We start from the raw sequence: 16,678 nt of genomic DNA, 5'->3' as shown, positions 1-16,678 counted from the left end.
AAAGCGTTATCATAAAAGAAAAGAACAATTGGAGGATAAACATGTCACATATTAAATTTGACTACTCAAAGGTGTTAGATAAATTTGTAGCACCACATGAACTAGATTATATGCAGCCTCAAGTGACTGCTGCAGATTCTGCTCTGCGAAATGGTACAGGTCCTGGGGCAGAAATGACTGGCTGGTTGAACTTGCCTGAAGAATATGACAAAGATGAATTTGCTCGTATTCAAAAGGCTGCTGCTAAAATCCAATCTGATAGTGAGGTATTGATCGTAATCGGTATTGGTGGTTCCTATTTAGGAGCTCGTGCAGCTATTGATTTCTTGAATAATTCTTTTGTAAATCTACAAAGCAAGGAAGAACGCAAGGCACCTCAAATCCTCTATGCTGGAAATTCTATTTCTTCAAGCTATTTGGCTGATTTGGTAGACTATGTATCAGACAAAGATTTCTCTGTCAACGTTATTTCTAAGTCAGGAACGACTACAGAGCCTGCTATTGCTTTCCGTGTCTTCAAAGAACTCTTGGTTAAGAAGTATGGTCAGGAAGAAGCAAATAAACGGATTTATGCAACTACAGACCGCGCTAAAGGTGCAGTTAAGGTTGAAGCAGATGCTAATGGCTGGGATACTTTTGTAGTGCCTGATAGTGTAGGTGGTCGTTTTACAGTATTGACAGCAGTGGGACTCTTGCCAATCGCAGCTGCAGGGGCTGATATCAGCAAGTTAATGGAAGGAGCAAATGCTGCTCGCAAGGCTTATGCTTCTGATAAGTTGGCTGAAAATGAAGCATATCAATATGCAGTTGTACGCAATATCTTGTACCGTAAAGGTTATCTGACAGAAGTTTTAGCTAACTATGAACCATCTCTACAATACTTCTCTGAGTGGTGGAAGCAACTGGCTGGTGAGTCAGAAGGGAAAGACCAAAAAGGGATTTACCCAACTTCAGCCAACTTCTCAACAGACTTGCACTCTCTGGGACAATTTATCCAGGAAGGTACCCGTATCCTCTTTGAAACAGTTGTACGTGTAGATAAACCTCGCAAAAATGTGCTGATTCCTGAATTGGCAGAAGACTTGGACGGTCTTGGCTACTTGCAAGGAAAAGATGTTGACTTTGTCAATAAAAAAGCTACAGATGGAGTGCTGTTAGCACACACTGATGGTGGAGTTCCAAATATGTTTGTGACACTGCCTGAGCAAGATGAGTTCACTTTGGGCTACACTATTTACTTCTTTGAGTTGGCTATTGCTCTTTCTGGCTACCTGAATGGTATCAATCCATTTGACCAGCCTGGAGTTGAGGCTTATAAGAAAAACATGTTTGCCCTTCTTGGAAAACCAGGCTTTGAAGAGCTGGGTGCTGAGTTGAATGCACGCCTTTGATTCTTATATGCCTTGAGTTCATTTAGAGTATAAAAAGAGATCCACAAGTTCATTTCTTGTGGATTTTTTAGTACAAGCCTCTTAATTAGTTTATTATTTTTTTGAACTGTGTAAAAAAGAGTGTCTTAATTCATTTATGAAAGCGCTGTATAATTGCCTTGTAAATAAAATTTGAGAGGTATCAAAATGAATGATTGGTTAAACATAAAAGGCAAAACAGTTCTTGTGACTGGCGCGTCATCTGGGATCGGTAAGGCAATCGTTGAAGAATTGCTGGAATTAGGTGTCAACGTAGCGAATTTCGATCTTAGCGACAACGATTTGCGTCATCCAAATCTATTATTTGTAAAAGTTGATGTAACTTCTCGCTCTGAAGTAGAAGAGGGTGTTGCCAAAATAGTTGAAAGATTTGGCAATATTGATGCAGTGGTCAATAATGCAGGGATTAATATCCCTAGATTATTAATCGATGCAGAAAATCCTAAAGGTCCTTACGAATTGGACGATGAGACGTTCGAAAAAGTAACGATGATTAATCAAAAAGGTTTGTATCTGGTTAGTCAGGCAGTGGGACGTATTTTAGTGAAAAATGGAAAAGGTGTAATTGTGAACATGGCTTCAGAAGCAGGCTTGGAAGGTTCTGAAGGACAAAGTGCCTATGCTGCCACAAAAGCAGCAGTCTATAGTTACACTCGTTCATGGGCAAAAGAGCTGGGTAAGCATGGTGTACGTGTGGTTGGAATTGCTCCAGGAATTATGGAAGCTACGGGACTTCGAACTCTTTCTTATGAGGAAGCTCTTGCTTATACCCGTGGAAAGACGGTAGAAGATATTCGAGCTGGTTATGCTTCAACTTCAACAACTCCTTTGGGACGAAGTGGTAAACTACGGGAAGTAGCTGACCTTGTAGCATTCTATATTTCAGACCGTTCTAGCTATATAACTGGAGTCACTACAAATATTGCCGGAGGGAAAACTCGCGGTTAAAAAAATGAAGGTGAGGAAGAGAGTTGACCATAGTAAATCGATGGTATAATATTTTAGAAAAAATGGTCTCACAGCCAACTTATTCCTTGGTAGATATGCGCTCAGAGCTGGATATTAGTATGCAAACCTTGCAAAAGAGTATCCAACAATTAAATGATGTTTTGGCTCCGAGTATCCAGATTATCTCACAAGATGATCAGTTAATGTTAGAGGTGTATGACTATACTGAGTTGGAAAGGATTTTATCTGGTAGTTTAAAACGGGAGAGTGACTTCAATTCTTCCAGTAAAAGAATTGCCTATTTACTAAAACGTTTAATTGAGTCAACCTCCCCTCTTCTTATTGACGACTTGGCTGAGGAAGCAGGTGTTAGTAGAAGTACCCTTAATAAGGATTTAAAACAAGTAAAATCTTTGGCAGAGAGTTACTCTATCACTATTTCAGGAAAGCCCAACCGTGGGCTGGAGGTCTTGGGGTCCGAGCTGAATTTGCGCTTGCTCTATATTCACCAAGTGGCCCCTTACTTTGAAGGAAAGACACTCACCGAGGCAACATCTTCTTTTCTGGAGACGCTACTCCAGGAGTATAAAATCCCGAAAGAAACAAAGGAACTCCTTCGAAAGACAATTTCAATTATGGTGGAGCGTATTCATGCATCTAGGGTGTTGAGTTGCCCTATTCCTTACTATAGGAATGATTTAACAGAGACACCTTTGGTTGAAAAATTAATCTATCATATTGAGATGACTTATAAGATTTCCCTCAGTCAGTTTGAGATAGACTTTTTGTGTTTTCCGTTTAATATCCGTTTTATTGACACTTTAAGCAAGCCGTCTTATCAATCTGAACAGCTTGCAAACATTTTTCAAGGGATTGTCAAGAAAGTCAAAGAAACAATGTTGGTTAACTTTGATGATGAAGAATTATTTGAAGAAATCAAGTCTCATCTAGGCTCCTTAATCAATCGACTGATTTTCCATGTGCAAGCTAATGATATATTCCATGGCGAGGTTCAAACTCAATATCCTTTTGCTTTTGAAATGGCGAAAATTGCTGGAGAAGAACTATCTGCAATTTTTGGTTCTGAATTGGAATTATCTGAAATCGGATATCTGGCTTTGTATTTTGAAATGATTTTAAGAAAGCAAAACTCTGTTGTAAATGGTTCTCGCAAGCAGATAGCTGTAGTTTGCACAACAGGAAGAGGAACTGCTGCGATGATTATTCAGCAACTCAGACGAATTCTTGGAAATGATGTAGACATTACTCAGTATTCTGAAGAGGATTTTAATCTGGATTTGAATCAGGACTATTTCGCGATTTTTACGACAGTTCCTCTAAAATATAAAGATTCTAAATCTCCAGTCATTCAAGTTAATCATCTTTTTGATGATCAATGGTTGCAGGAAGAATGGCAGAGGGCCAATGCTTTTCATCAAAAAAATCTAGAAACAGTCAGCTTACGTTTTCTTCGTTTGACTCCCCAAAAAACCTATCAGCAATACTTGCTAAATATGGTTGCAGAGTTAGAGAAACTTCAGATGATTGATGAAGGTTTTAGAAATCGGATAATTGATAGGGATAAAAAACAATCAACCATTTTTGGTGGAGGAATTGCCTTCCCCCATACAATTAACCAGGGTTATGCAAAGACTATTTTAATGTTTGGAAAGCTAGAAGAGCCTTATCAAAAAGGAGATGATTGGATTGAATTTATCTTTCTAGTCGCCATTCCCTCAGAAATTGAAAGCAAAATGGAGAGTGAATTGCTGGAATTGTATGACGACATTTTTCGAATTGCAGGAGAGCCTTCTCTAAAAGAAGCATTGAGGGCTGTAGAAACAGAGACAGAGTTTCTATCATTTTCTAAGAGCAAAGGAGTATTTTAATGAATTCGCTAATAATTTTCGCTGTATTTGTCATGGCAGCTTATATATTTCAAATGTTCCTCGGCTGGCAGCAACTCAAAGACTTCAATAAGACCTATACGATGCTCCGAAAACTGGGGCGCGTAGCGATTGGCAGGAAGTCCGGAAGAATCAAATCCGGTACGATTGTCATGTTCGCGGTTGATGAAAACGGTCGGGTTCTTAAAGCTAGCAAAATGCAAGGAGTCACAATCTTAGCACGTTTTCAAAATATGGACGATTATGTTGGAGAAGACATCCATTATTTTGACAAGTATAATCCTCTTGTGAGAAAAGAAAATAAGTTGATGCAATCAGCCATAGAAGATGCTAGAAAAGTCTATCTTTGGAATGAGGCAGGTATTGAGAAAGAGACAAGTTCATCTGATTCTTTTCTGGGATTCGGCTTTTATGCGAATTACTTACAATTATCTATTAAACAGTTATTTAAAAAAAATAAGAAAGGGAGTTCCTTATGAATCACATTACAAATTTTGCAGAGAGTTTTATGAAACTCTTCCAATTAGGTGGAGAAACCTTTATTAGCTGGATGACAAATATTGTACCGCTTGTCTTAATGCTATTGATTGCAATGAATACCCTTATCGCTTTCTTGGGAGAAGAGAAGGTCAATTCCCTGGCTAAGATTTCTGCCAAAAATCCTGTTAGCCGGTATATGATTTTACCTTTCATTTCTGCCTTTATGCTGGGGAATCCGATGGCAATCAGTATGGGACGTTTCTTACCAGAATATTATAAACCTAGTTTTGTAGCAGCTCAGATGCAGTTCTGCCACACTTCAAATGGTGTATTTCCGCATATCAATCCTGGGGAATTGTTTGTATGGATGGGAATTGCAACAGGAATTCAAACTTTAGGTTTAAGTCAAATGGACTTAGCCATTCGTTACATGCTTGTTGGGCTTGTCATGAACTTTGTAGGCGGTTGGGTGACCGATTTTACAACTGCTTATGTAGCAAAACAGCAAGGTGTTACCTTGAGTAAAACATTTGATTTATAGAAAGAGTGAAATTATGTCATATAAGAGTATAAAAGTTGTTAAAGGAAATGGCGGTTTCGGAGGACCTTTGGTCATTACACCTAGTGAAGCTAAGCATAAATTCATCTATATCACTGGCGGAGGAGAAAAGCCAGATATTGTAGATAAAATTGCTGATTTGACCGGTATGGAAGCTGTTAATGGGTTTAAAACTTCTATCCCAGATGAGGAAATTGCTTTAGCAATCGTGGATTGTGGCGGTACTCTTCGCTGTGGTATTTATCCTAAAAAGGGGATCCCTACAATAAATATTGTCGCTACAGGGAAAAGTGGGCCTCTAGCTCAATATATAACCGAGGAAATCTATGTGTCAGCAGTTGGCCTTAATCAAATTTCTGCTGCTAATGAAGACGAAAAAGCGACAACTGTGGTAACAGAAAAGCCAACTTACGATACTAGTAAAAAAATTACAGAGCAAAAAGCTGAAACAAGTATTGTAGCAAGAATTGGGATGGGCGCTGGGAAGGTCGTTGCGACTTTCAACCAGGCTGCTCGTGAAGCCATCCAAACAATGCTCAACACGATCATTCCTTTCATGGCCTTTGTTTCCTTGCTGATTGGGGTTATTCAAGGTTCAGGTGTTGGAAATTGGCTGGCAAAATTAATGGTTCCCCTAGCTGGGAACATCTGGGGACTCATTTTGATTGGCTTTATCTGTTCCTTGCCATTCCTATCTCCTTTGTTAGGCCCCGGAGCTGTTATCAGTCAGATTATTGGAACCTTAATTGGAGTTGAAATCGGCAAAGGGACTATTCCGCCCCAAATGGCTCTGCCAGCTATATTTGCTATCAACACTCAAAACGGTTGTGATTTCATTCCTGTAGCACTCGGTCTATCTGAAGCCAAGGCTGAAACAGTTGAGGTTGGTGTCCCTTCTGTGCTTTATTCACGCTTTCTCAATGGTGTTCCGCGGGTGCTAGTAGCTTGGATAGCTAGTATTGGCCTTTATCAGTAAACTTTTGATAGATGCACGTAAACATAGCAACTATTATGTTAAACTTATCTATAAGCATAAGTTTATGACAGATTTGAGAAAGGATGAATAGGAATTAGATGAAGAAAATTTTTGAAGCTAAAGTAATTCAAGTGGGGCCTGAAGCTCAGAATATGATTCAAGATGCCAATATGCTCATTTTGTTTGGAGAAGAAGCTCCGGAAGACTTAGCAGAGTATTGTTTTAAAATCGATAACAAAAATCTTCTAGGTGCAATACTAGAAGGTGGAAAGCTGGTGGTAGATAGTCAGGAATATTCGATTACTGCCGTAGGAAATGTAGTAGAAAAAAATTTAACTGGACTGGGCCATATCACGATTTCTTTTGATGGTTCAAAAGAGGGCAGCCTGCCGGGCACTCTCCATGTTGCAGCAGACCAAGCAGTAGTAATTGAAAAGGACTCTACCATTCAGATTTTCGAAACTGCTTGACCATAACAAAATTTAAAATCAAGCAATTTAGAAAAATAAAAGTCTAAAAAATTGATTCAGAGCTTGGACAAAAAGTCCAGGCTTCTGGGTCTAAATTAGAAAAAATAGATGACGCAGTGGTTGATTGGCAAGTCAATCAAACTAGCCAGTCAGTGCAAGGGAATTCCCAGCAGATGGATCCACAAGGGGTGCCTGAACAGAAGGAAAAGACCAAAAAGGTATTTACCCAACTTCAGCTAACTTCTCAACAGACTTGCACTCATTGGGTCAATTTATCCAAGAAGGAACTCGTATCATGTTTGAAACAGTTGTCCGTGTGGATAAACCACGTAAGAACGTGATCATCCCTACATTGGAAGAAGACCTTGATGGACTTGGTTACCTCCAAGGAAAAGACGTTGACTTCGTTAACAAAAAAGCGACTGATGGTGTTCTTCTTGCCCACACTGACGGTGACGTACCAAACATGTACGTAACTCTTCCTGAGCAAGATGCCTTCACTCTTGGTTACACTATCTACTTCTTCGAATTGGCCATCGCCCTTTCAGGTTACTTGAACGCGATCAACCCATTTGACCAACCAGGTGTTGAAGCTTACAAACGTAACATGTTTGCCCTTCTTGGTAAACCAGGATTTGAAGAATTGAGCAAAGAACTCAACGCTCGTCTATAATAGACAACAAAACGATCTCGCAAGAGGTCGTTTTTTAATCGCTTTCAATATCTCAGAATGAGGTGGAAAAATAGACTGTTTTATGATATAGTAGAACTACTATATTTATACTTTGCACGTCAAACTATGGTCACGAAAAGTGGGGAGAATGACGGGCGCAGGTTGTTAGTAAAGGAGAGATTATGACAACAGAAGACAAGACACCTTTTGGAACACAAGAGGAGAACGTTTCTCAAGAGCCTTTTGGAACACAAGAGGGACAAACTGTTCAAGAACCTTTTGGAGCGCAAGAAGAACAAACTGTTCAGCAACCTCTTGAAGCTCAAACTGGTCAAACCGTCCAAGAACCTTTTGGAGCACAAAATAGCCAAACAGCTTATGAGCCATTTGGGGCACCAGGAGCGCAAGCCTTTCAACAGGCTTCTCCAGTAGAAGGACCACAAGCTGGAGGACAGGAACAATTTTTCCAAAATCAAGCGCCTCAGGTAGAGAATAATCCGTTCTACCAACAAGGGAACCCTCAAGCCTTCCAATCGCAATGGAATGTTCAACCAAAACCGAAGCGTGGATGGACGAAATTTGTTGTCTTTTCCCTTCTTGCACTCCTTCTTGGTGGATTAATTGGTGGTGGAGCTGGCTATTTCTGGGGAAATTCATCTAAGCCTCAAGCAGATGCTAATCGAACAAAACGTTTAGAACGCGCTAATGAAGAAGCAAAAAAGATAAAGAACAGCTTCATTACAGATAAGAAGGAGGCTGTTTTCACCTGGACTCTTAAAGACCTTGGTTCCTTGAGTTATACCAATAAGGATGGTTATGGTTTGACTGCTGATCAGATTGTTGACACCTATGGATTGGCTTCCAGTGTGGAGTATGATAAGAATAGCCTCACTCTTTATTGGGATCGTGCAAAGAATGCTGAACATCAGAATGTTTATTTCCGATTTGAAAAAGTTGATGGCAATTATTATTTGAAAACTGTGGAAGCTTTTGATTTAGAAGAATTCTATGCAGACGAAGAAGACGATGAAGATGAAGATACTTCTGCAGATCGTGAGTTAAGTACAAAAGAATTCAAAAATCTGAAAACAGGAGATAAGAAAACTGGTAAAGGTGGAACGTCCTTATCAGAAGTTTTGAAAAAGCGTAAATCAAGTGCTGTTCGAATTGGAACAGAAACAAAAGCTACTGCAGATGGAGAAGAGTATGACTCTACTCGTGTTATTGCAACCGTAAACTTTAAGGTCGGTGACGATTATAAGACATTACGCTTCTTAGCACAACCAGACGGGGACTTCTTATACATTGGTCCAGAACGTTTTTAATATAGAGGAGATAGATGAAAGATGAATATGAATCAATCACAGGCACCATTTGGTGTGCCAGAAACTGGTAATCAAAAGAAGCCAGGGAAAGGTCTATTAATCGCTTGTGTTAGTGTTTTTGCAGTCTTAGGAGTCATTGCAGGTCTATTTCTTGGCCGTTCTTTTGGTGCAACAAATGCTAAAAGTAGCGAACCAGCCCTTCACCCAACAGCTGACGCAGGGGAATCAAAGCGTGATCAGTCTGGGAAGTATATTAATCCGGAAGAAGCAGAATTTTCTTGGAATATTGATGATTTAGCTGATTTGGAGTTTGGGACATACGAAACTCCAGATTTAGGAACAAGCATTGAAGATGTCGTGGATGCACATGGCAAGGCTTTGAAAGGCACGTTTCGAAGAGATAAAATTGATTTAGAATGGGGCGAGTTAGACGAAGATCAGGATGATACGCTGCCTTCTTATCATACTGTACGTGAAATGCGCCTTACGTTTCAGAAGAATGGAGACAATTATTATTTAAAAGACCTCTATTATTCAGGAAATTATAAAGAAGCTGAGGACGATTTTATGACCTCATCTTACTATGATAAACTGAAAGTGGGAGATGCCAAAACTGGTAAGGATGGTGTATCCTACAAGGAAGTGATTAAGGATCATACGATTTCTAGTCTTTCAATGTCTGCAGAAGAGGACTACAAAACTCATGATATTGTGACTACAATGAGAGTAAATATTAAATCCTCAAGTTCTTCTGAATATAGGTTTACTTTTGTGAGACAATCTGATGGAGATTTCCTCTTATCTGAAAAAGAATGATGATGAAGAAGGGCTCTTCATTCATTCTTTTCGAAAGATGTAAGGGAGGAAAAATCCATTCACTTAAAACCCTAAAAAGATCTGGAATAGTATTTTCAGATCTTTTTCTGTTCTAGCGAGGACTGGCTATTTATGGTATAGTAGGATATGTTGACAAAGGAAACACGTGTGAACAGTTGGACGGAAAGGGATACAGATACGATCGCAGAATGGATAATGTAAAGGAAATAACAAGAAAACATCTGAAGACCCTCTTAGCTTTCATCCAAAAAAGAGGGATTCTTTTAGGGATCCTGGGAATGTTGGGAGTAGGATATGGGCTTGCTGCTTCTTGGAGACCACAAGACCAGCTAAGTCCAGACCAGCAAGTGACCTTCAGCAAGGAAGAAGCCTATCTGCAGGCCTTCCTAGCAAAATCAGATCGACCGGAAGTTGGGGTGCATTTGGAGGAATTGCTGGAATTTAAAATAGGAGATGGGACTGGTGGACCAAGCACCAAGGGGACGACACCAGAGGCCCTGGTCAAAAAATTAGGGGGAGCCAAGCAAGCTCGGCTTGAGTCAAAAGCTAGAACGCAACTCCTTCGTCTCAGCTATGGAACGACACAAGATGGTCGAGATAGATACCAATTTGAATTTACCCATATGAAGGATGGCTACTATCTAATAGCTATTCAAGGCTATCAACCAACCTCTAAGGACCATCTGGAAAGTAAACAGCTGAAAAAGGCAGCCTTGACCAGTCTTGCTAGTGGGAAAGAGAAAACAGGCATGAAACTAGAAGACATTCTACAAAAGGTTGGCTTGCCACAATCATTGCTTTTGAATCATAAGGATGGAAAGACAGTTTTGGTCCTAACCTACCGTGCACAAGAGGGGCTCGTCTTTCTCACTTTGCAAGCCCCAAATGATGCTCGCTATCATCTAGTCAAGGTCGAATAAGGAGGAGTAAATGGATACAGTCATCAAGAAGTTAACAATTCCTGGTCTCCTGCTGCTAGCGCTCCTCCTAGGGATGGGGTTAGAGGTCCTTAGTCATCCGCCGAAAAATTCTACAGCGATAAGTGAAATAAAGAACTTATCAACTTTTAAAGCGAAAGAATTTCAAGGGGAGCGACTCTTAAAAGAAACGAATGAAAAAAAGGATTCGCCATGGACCTTGGAACAAATTAAGCATTTTTCTCTGTCGATAAAGAACCAAAACGGTAGCCTGAAGCAGACTGGAAGTCGCCTGGAGACCCTTCTGAAGGAGATGGGGCACCCCCAAGAGAAAGTTCTCTTTCAATCTACAGCAAGTAAGCAACCCAGTCTCTCCCTGCTCTATCGATGGGACGATAGGGGAAAGGGAGCCTCCATCCGTTTGCTTTTTAGCAAGGGTGCTGATGGGAGCTATCTGCTAGAAGAGATCGACGCCAGTCTAGCCAATCTAGACCGGGAGGGGAACAAAGCTTTTTCAGAAAAAGTTTACCAGAGCTTAGAACCTGGAGAAAAGATGGATCTGAAAGCACTTCTAGGTAGCTATCAGGGCCTACAATCCTTCGTCCGACGCCAAATCAGCCCTGATCAGGAAGGATTTCAACTATCCTTTCAGGATGAGAAGGGGAAATCTTATTTATTAGAGATTGAAATAATGGATGGTTCTTGCTATTTGTTGCGAAAGAGCCAGGTGGACTCTCAAGGGATTACAAGTCTTACCTGATAGAGGGGAGAAATTGAATGGAAAAAGGTAGAAAGATTCAGAGAGAATGGACTAAGGTCCCAGGTGGAAATAAAATCTCTTCAGAGCTCTCTTCAAAAAGTAATCTGCAGAATGATAGGATGGAACTACCAAGCAGGGTCAAAGAAGCAAAAACAGGGAAGCGAAATGGTGGAGAGAATCTTCAAAAAAGTGTGCTTAAGAAGTCTTACTTAGCTCATTTCTCTATTTTCTTCAAGCTAGTGCTAGGAGGTCTGTTCCTCTTGTTCCTTTTTAACATTGTGTCTCGATATGTGAAATCACCTGCGCATGATTCTCACTCTGTAAAATTAAGCAAGGGGACAGAGGCTCGTTTATCAGATAAGGAATTTAAAAATCTTTTTAATAAAAACTCTCGCTATACAGACCCAAATCATAAAATTGATATCAATATAGAGGAGGTTGTCGCATACATTAGAAAAATTAATGATGCCAACCTTACTATGGATGATATTTTCAACCAATTAGGAAAAGCAAGAGATGGATATGTGAGTATAGACTCTGATGGTAGTCGAGGAAGTGTATTGACGTATCTCCTTACCGATAATAAAGCAGCACTGGACTTTGATTTTAGTGAAAAGGAGAATTGCCTCCTTCTGCATTCGATTCAGTATTTTACCCTAGAAAGCCAGAGAGAATCAACTGAAAGAACAAGTGATGATTATAGTGCTCTTATTCCTCAGCCAGGTCAAGAGGGGGTGGAGTTGATGGAAGCTATCAAAGAATTGGGAGTACCAGATTGGCTCTATTCCAGTTTTTTACCTGGGACGGAGGCTCAAATTGCTATCTCCTATAAAGCAAGTGATGAGATGCGAGTTACCTTGTATTTTGATCAAGATGGAGATTTTTTCCGTTTGGGAAGTATGACGAAATTAAAGGATAAAAAAGAATAACTAAAGTGAGAAGGAGGAGTCTCATTCCGTTTTCTTCCATCCTGAGAAACGAGAATAAGGGAGAGTGAAATGCAAAAAGGTAGAAAAATTCAACGAGAATGGTCAAAAGTGCCAGGGGGGAATAAAAAAGTACCGGAGGTGTTTTCAGAAGGTCAACCACAAGGAGAGGTATTTGAATCCAAAGATCAATTTGAGGAAGACAAATATTCGAGATCAGATCGAGTATACGCATCCCAAATGGGCCAGTTCAAAGCATCCTGGTTTTCTCGTCGCAGTGGTCTCCTGAAGCTAGGGATAGGTCTTGTCGTCATTGTGTGTCTCTTTTGTGGGGCTCTCCACTATGTAAGATACCTTTCCCATCAAAGAGATTCCTATTCAACCACTAAAAAGACTGAGAAGCTCCCAACAGATTCATCCGTAAAAACTGAATTTACATTTTTTGGAGAAGATTCTCCTTATATTGACAAGGACCACAGAATTGAATTGTCCATAGAGGATTTCATTTCTTTAGTGAGAAAAGCGAATGAACCTAATGTAACGCCAGAGCAGATTGTCGATCAGATTGGGAAAGCGGTCTCTGGTCACCTGTCCTCTAGCTCCGACGGTAGCCAGAGAATCGGATTAGAATATGAGCTTGTCGGGGATACAGGGCGCTTGTCTCTTAATTTTCTGAAAGAACAAGATTCTATGGAACTCAGTAGTGTGACCTATTATACTAGGAAAAGTTTTAGAGGAGAAGTCACGAAAACAAGTAAAGACTATAAGGCTTTGCAAGCTTCATCTGAAGAAGGTCTAGAGTTGACAGAAGCTGTAAAAGAATTAGGAACTCCTGACTTTATGCATAATAATTATGCTATTGGGGGAGTCAAACGAATTACAATCGTCTATACTACAAGGGATAAGATGAGTGTCTTTATGTCTTTTGATGAAACTGGGGGAAGATTCCGTTTGAAAAGTATAAGGAGTGTTGAGGATAAATCATAATCGATAAGATCATCTGAGAATTCCTATTTAGGGGTTGTCAAAAAATTCTGGCCTCTCTACTTGTCTCTATTGGTCCAGAACGTGTTGCTTTGATGAAATCTTTAGATGAGAAAGAATTCTTGCAAATTATGCTATAATAGTAAAATCAAAGAGTTCAAAAGGAGCCTATCTTCCTAGAGGACTGACTACATAGAACAAGAGGTATCGCTATGACTGCACAAAAAATGACTGCACAAGAAATTATCGCCTTTATCGGCAATGCAGAAAAGAAAACCAACGTAAAAGTGACCTTTGAAGGGGAATTGGCAGGAGAGCTTCCAGCATCCGTTGTAAAGCTAGGCGATGTCCTATTTGGAGACTGGAAAGAGATTGAGCCCCTTCTTGCCAACTTAACAGAAAACAAAGACTATATCGTAGAGCAAGATGGTCGCAATTCAGCGGTACCTTTGCTGGACAAGCGTTATTTGAATGCCCGGATTGAACCGGGTGCGATCATTCGAGATCAGGTGACCATTGAAGACAATGCGGTAATCATGATGGGAGCAGTCATCAATATCGGTGCTGAAATCGGTGCAGGGACCATGATCGATATGGGAGCTATTCTTGGTGGCCGTGCAACGGTTGGTAAAAACAGCCATATCGGAGCAGGAGCGGTTCTAGCTGGTGTCATTGAGCCAGCCTCTGCAGAACCAGTTCGTATCGGGGATAACGTCTTGGTGGGAGCCAACGCCGTCGTCATCGAAGGGGTTCAAGTTGGTAATGGCTCCGTCGTAGCGGCGGGTGCGATTGTTACCCAAGATGTGCCTGAAAATGTAGTGGTAGCGGGTGTGCCTGCGCGCGTGATCAAGACGATTGACGAACAGACACAACAAAAAACCGCGCTTGAGGATGCCTTGCGTAACCTTTAATAGAAGAATAAGAAAAGGAAGCTGGGGGATACCTCGGCTTCTTCTCAAAAGAGGAAGATGGATATGACACTTGATTTAGTAAAAATTCGGCGAGATTTGCATCAAATCCCAGAAATTGGACTAGAAGAATTCAAAACACAAGCCTATCTCTTGGAGCGTATCGCTGAAATTACCGAAGGAAAAGAGTTCGTCGAGCAGCGGACCTGGCGGACGGGGATCCTGGTTTTTCTGAAAGGATCCAATCCAGAAAAGACCATTGGCTGGAGGACGGATATCGATGGACTGCCCATTATCGAGCAAACTGGCCTTGACTTTGCCTCCCGCCACGAAGGTCGGATGCATGCCTGTGGCCATGATGTTCATATGACCTTAGCCTTGGGCTTGTTGGAGCAATTGGTTCAAGAACAGCCTAAGAACAATCTCTTGTTCCTCTTTCAACCAGCCGAAGAAAATGAAGCTGGAGGCATGCTTATGTATGAAGTTGGGGCCTTTGGAGACTGGCTACCTGATCAATTCTACGGCCTCCATGTCCGTCCGGACTTAAAGGTAGGCGAAATCGCGACCAATCGGGGGACGCTCTTTGCAGGGACCTGTGAAGTGAAGCTGACCTTTAAAGGAAAAGGTGGACACGCCGCCTTTCCTCATGAAGCCAAGGATGCCCTGGTCGCTGCTAGCTATTTTGTCACCCAGGTTCAAACCATTGTCAGCCGCAATGTGGATCCTATCGAGGGAGCGGTTGTGACCTTCGGTTCCATGCATGCGGGGACGACCAATAATGTCATTGCGGAGACAGCCTTTCTGCATGGGACCATCCGGACCCTGACCATGGAAATGAACCTCTTGACCCAGAAGCGACTTGAGACGATTGCCAGAGGGGTTGCAGATGCTTTTGATATGGAGCTAGATCTTGAACTTAAGCAAGGGGGCTATTTGCCGGTGGAAAACAATCCGGACTTGGCAGATGAACTGATGACCTTCTTTGATCAAACAGAAGATGTCGCCTTGATTGATATCCTACCCGCCATGACTGGAGAGGATTTTGGTTATCTCTTGTCAAAAGTGGATGGAGTCATGTTCTGGTTGGGAGTGGACAGTCCTTATGCTCTTCATCACCCTCAGATGAGTCCCAAGGAAGAAGCCCTGCACTTTGGTGTCAAAGCCATTAGTCCTTTCTTGAAAATGAAAGCCAACCAATAAAGAGAGACGGAAATGAAAGCAAGTATTCGAAAAAGTATATTGAAGAAGATGAAAGGCTTGGAGCCGGAGAACAAGCGAAAGGCTGATCAAGCCTTGATCCAGCGGTTGCGCTCTTTGCCAGCTTACCAAGAAGCAAGCGTGATTGCGACCTATTTGTCCTTCCCACATGAGGTGGATACGAGTTTTCTGATTGATGCAGCTCAAGAAGATGGCAAACAGGTTGTCATCCCAAAAACCTATCCCAAAGGGCGCATGGAATTTGCAGTCTATAATCCGCAGAAATTGAAACCAACAGCCTTTGGCCTCATAGAACCAGATGATGGGAGTCAAGCGGTAGATCAGTCGGAGATTGACCTGATCCATGTTCCTGGAGTGGCCTTTCAAAAGGATGGCTACCGCCTGGGTTATGGAGGAGGCTATTACGATCGCTATTTGGCAGATTTCGACGGAGCGACTGTCAGCACCATCTATGCTTGCCAGGAAGTAGACTTTGCACCTGCCCCTCATGATATTCCAGTACAGGAGGTTCTTGTGGATGAATCAACTATTTGATAAGAAATATCCGGTGACCAGTAGCTTACTCTTATTAACAACCGGCGTTTTTCTATCCATGTTGCTGCTTCGTGGCTTTGACTATGAATCGGTCCAAACTGTTTACGACTTTGGGGGTGTCTTAGGAGCGGAAATCCAAGTAGATCCGAGCCAGAGCTGGCGGTTGCTTGCTGCCATGTTTGTTCATGTCGGCTTGCAACACTTTGTTTTGAACATGGTTACCCTCTATTTTATCGGAAGAATCGCAGAAGATCTATTTGGCTCAAAGGCCTTTTTAGCCCTCTACCTCTTATCCGGCTTGATGGGCAACCTTTTTGTATTGGTTTTTTCTCCTCTTGCTATTGCAGCTGGAGCTTCTACCGCCTTGTTTGGTATCTTTGGTGCCATTGCCAGTTTGCGCTTTATCGCTCGAAGTCCCTATATTCACTATCTGAGCCAACGTTATACTTCCTTGATTCTGATTAATATCCTCTTTAGCTTTATGCCGGGGATCAGTCTAGCCGGTCACATAGGAGGCCTGGTGGGAGGAGGGATTCTAGCTTTTGTCTTTCCCGTTTATGGTGAGCGAGATAGCCTAAAAAAAAGCTGGCGCTTGGTAGCTCTGTTTCTTTATACAGCTGGGGCCATCCTTCTTTATGCTTGGCCTTTACTTGCTCATCCTTTTTATGATTTGTAACGAATTTGTAAATTATCTGAAAACTGAGTGAAGTCTCAGTTTTTTTGTATATAAAATCCAAAAATAAGCAGCTACACTCAAAAAGTTGCTCGAAAAGTGAATAAAGACAACATAAGAAAGCGCTTGCAAAAAGGATTGAAAAGGAGTAAA

17 protein-coding genes and 1 pseudogene are annotated in these 16,678 nt (G+C 41.4%); all 18 read left to right on the top strand.

Annotated elements, in window-relative coordinates; genetic code table 11:
* Positions 1-41: 41 nt before the first annotated feature.
* The 18 genes and pseudogenes from I2C87_RS05960 to I2C87_RS05875 all read left to right on the top strand — a co-directional run bounded on the left by I2C87_RS05960 (position 42) and on the right by I2C87_RS05875 (position 16,528).
* Positions 42-1,391 (top strand): glucose-6-phosphate isomerase, encoded by a 1,350-nt coding sequence (locus tag I2C87_RS05960; protein ID WP_008808173.1) that lies wholly within the window; start codon positions 42-44, stop codon positions 1,389-1,391.
* A gap of 186 nt (positions 1,392-1,577) precedes the next feature.
* Positions 1,578-2,378: an SDR family oxidoreductase gene (locus I2C87_RS05955; protein WP_001000837.1), complete on the top strand. Its 801-nt coding sequence runs from the start codon at positions 1,578-1,580 to the stop codon at positions 2,376-2,378.
* A gap of 62 nt (positions 2,379-2,440) precedes the next feature.
* Positions 2,441-4,267, top strand: coding sequence for a BglG family transcription antiterminator (locus I2C87_RS05950; protein WP_080639548.1), 1,827 nt, complete (start codon positions 2,441-2,443; stop codon positions 4,265-4,267).
* Complete coding sequence (locus tag I2C87_RS05945; protein ID WP_033585448.1) at positions 4,267-4,764, top strand: transcriptional regulator GutM; 498 nt, start codon at positions 4,267-4,269, stop codon at positions 4,762-4,764. The genes I2C87_RS05950 and I2C87_RS05945 overlap by 1 nt, the downstream gene beginning before the upstream one ends.
* Positions 4,761-5,306 (top strand): PTS glucitol/sorbitol transporter subunit IIC, encoded by a 546-nt coding sequence (locus I2C87_RS05940; RefSeq protein WP_001015684.1) that lies wholly within the window; start codon positions 4,761-4,763, stop codon positions 5,304-5,306. Before I2C87_RS05945 ends, I2C87_RS05940 begins: the two co-directional genes overlap by 4 nt.
* Before the next feature lie 13 nt (positions 5,307-5,319).
* On the top strand, positions 5,320-6,300 hold the full coding sequence (locus tag I2C87_RS05935) for a PTS glucitol/sorbitol transporter subunit IIB (RefSeq protein WP_038804194.1): 981 nt from the start codon (positions 5,320-5,322) through the stop codon (positions 6,298-6,300).
* Positions 6,301-6,398: 98 nt separating this feature from the next.
* Positions 6,399-6,770 (top strand): PTS glucitol/sorbitol transporter subunit IIA, encoded by a 372-nt coding sequence (locus I2C87_RS05930; protein WP_008808177.1) that lies wholly within the window; start codon positions 6,399-6,401, stop codon positions 6,768-6,770.
* Positions 6,771-6,966: 196 nt separating this feature from the next.
* Positions 6,967-7,443 (top strand): annotated as a pseudogene (gene pgi / locus I2C87_RS05925) (glucose-6-phosphate isomerase); the annotation flags it as partial.
* 182 nt (positions 7,444-7,625) lie between these two features.
* Positions 7,626-8,768 (top strand): hypothetical protein, encoded by a 1,143-nt coding sequence (locus I2C87_RS05920; protein WP_195324218.1) that lies wholly within the window; start codon positions 7,626-7,628, stop codon positions 8,766-8,768.
* Between the two features lie 21 nt (positions 8,769-8,789).
* A complete protein-coding gene (locus tag I2C87_RS05915; RefSeq protein WP_195324217.1) occupies positions 8,790-9,584 on the top strand; it encodes a hypothetical protein in 795 nt (264 codons plus the stop codon).
* A gap of 299 nt (positions 9,585-9,883) precedes the next feature.
* Positions 9,884-10,525 carry a hypothetical protein gene (locus tag I2C87_RS05910; protein ID WP_229046247.1) on the top strand — a complete coding sequence of 214 codons (642 nt, stop codon included), beginning with the start codon at positions 9,884-9,886 and terminating at the stop codon, positions 10,523-10,525.
* Positions 10,526-10,535: 10 nt separating this feature from the next.
* Positions 10,536-11,282 (top strand): hypothetical protein, encoded by a 747-nt coding sequence (locus I2C87_RS05905; RefSeq protein ID WP_195324215.1) that lies wholly within the window; start codon positions 10,536-10,538, stop codon positions 11,280-11,282.
* A gap of 17 nt (positions 11,283-11,299) precedes the next feature.
* A complete protein-coding gene (locus tag I2C87_RS05900; protein ID WP_195324214.1) occupies positions 11,300-12,211 on the top strand; it encodes a hypothetical protein in 912 nt (303 codons plus the stop codon).
* A gap of 69 nt (positions 12,212-12,280) precedes the next feature.
* Complete coding sequence (locus tag I2C87_RS05895; protein WP_023024610.1) at positions 12,281-13,195, top strand: hypothetical protein; 915 nt, start codon at positions 12,281-12,283, stop codon at positions 13,193-13,195.
* Positions 13,196-13,404: 209 nt separating this feature from the next.
* Positions 13,405-14,103 (top strand): 2,3,4,5-tetrahydropyridine-2,6-dicarboxylate N-acetyltransferase, encoded by a 699-nt coding sequence (gene dapD / locus I2C87_RS05890; RefSeq protein ID WP_195324213.1) that lies wholly within the window; start codon positions 13,405-13,407, stop codon positions 14,101-14,103.
* 63 nt (positions 14,104-14,166) lie between these two features.
* Complete coding sequence (locus tag I2C87_RS05885) at positions 14,167-15,300, top strand: N-acetyldiaminopimelate deacetylase (protein WP_195324212.1); 1,134 nt, start codon at positions 14,167-14,169, stop codon at positions 15,298-15,300.
* A 12-nt stretch (positions 15,301-15,312) separates the two neighbouring features.
* Positions 15,313-15,852 carry a 5-formyltetrahydrofolate cyclo-ligase gene (locus I2C87_RS05880; protein WP_195324211.1) on the top strand — a complete coding sequence of 180 codons (540 nt, stop codon included), beginning with the start codon at positions 15,313-15,315 and terminating at the stop codon, positions 15,850-15,852.
* Positions 15,836-16,528: a rhomboid family intramembrane serine protease gene (locus I2C87_RS05875; protein WP_195324210.1), complete on the top strand. Its 693-nt coding sequence runs from the start codon at positions 15,836-15,838 to the stop codon at positions 16,526-16,528. Before I2C87_RS05880 ends, I2C87_RS05875 begins: the two co-directional genes overlap by 17 nt.
* The last annotated feature ends 150 nt before the right edge of the window (positions 16,529-16,678 follow it).

It is taken from the genome of Streptococcus sp. 1001283B150225_161107_H12, from assembly GCF_015552665.1.
GTDB lineage: Bacteria > Bacillota > Bacilli > Lactobacillales > Streptococcaceae > Streptococcus.
This window is presented reverse-complemented; position numbering and strand designations above follow the sequence as displayed.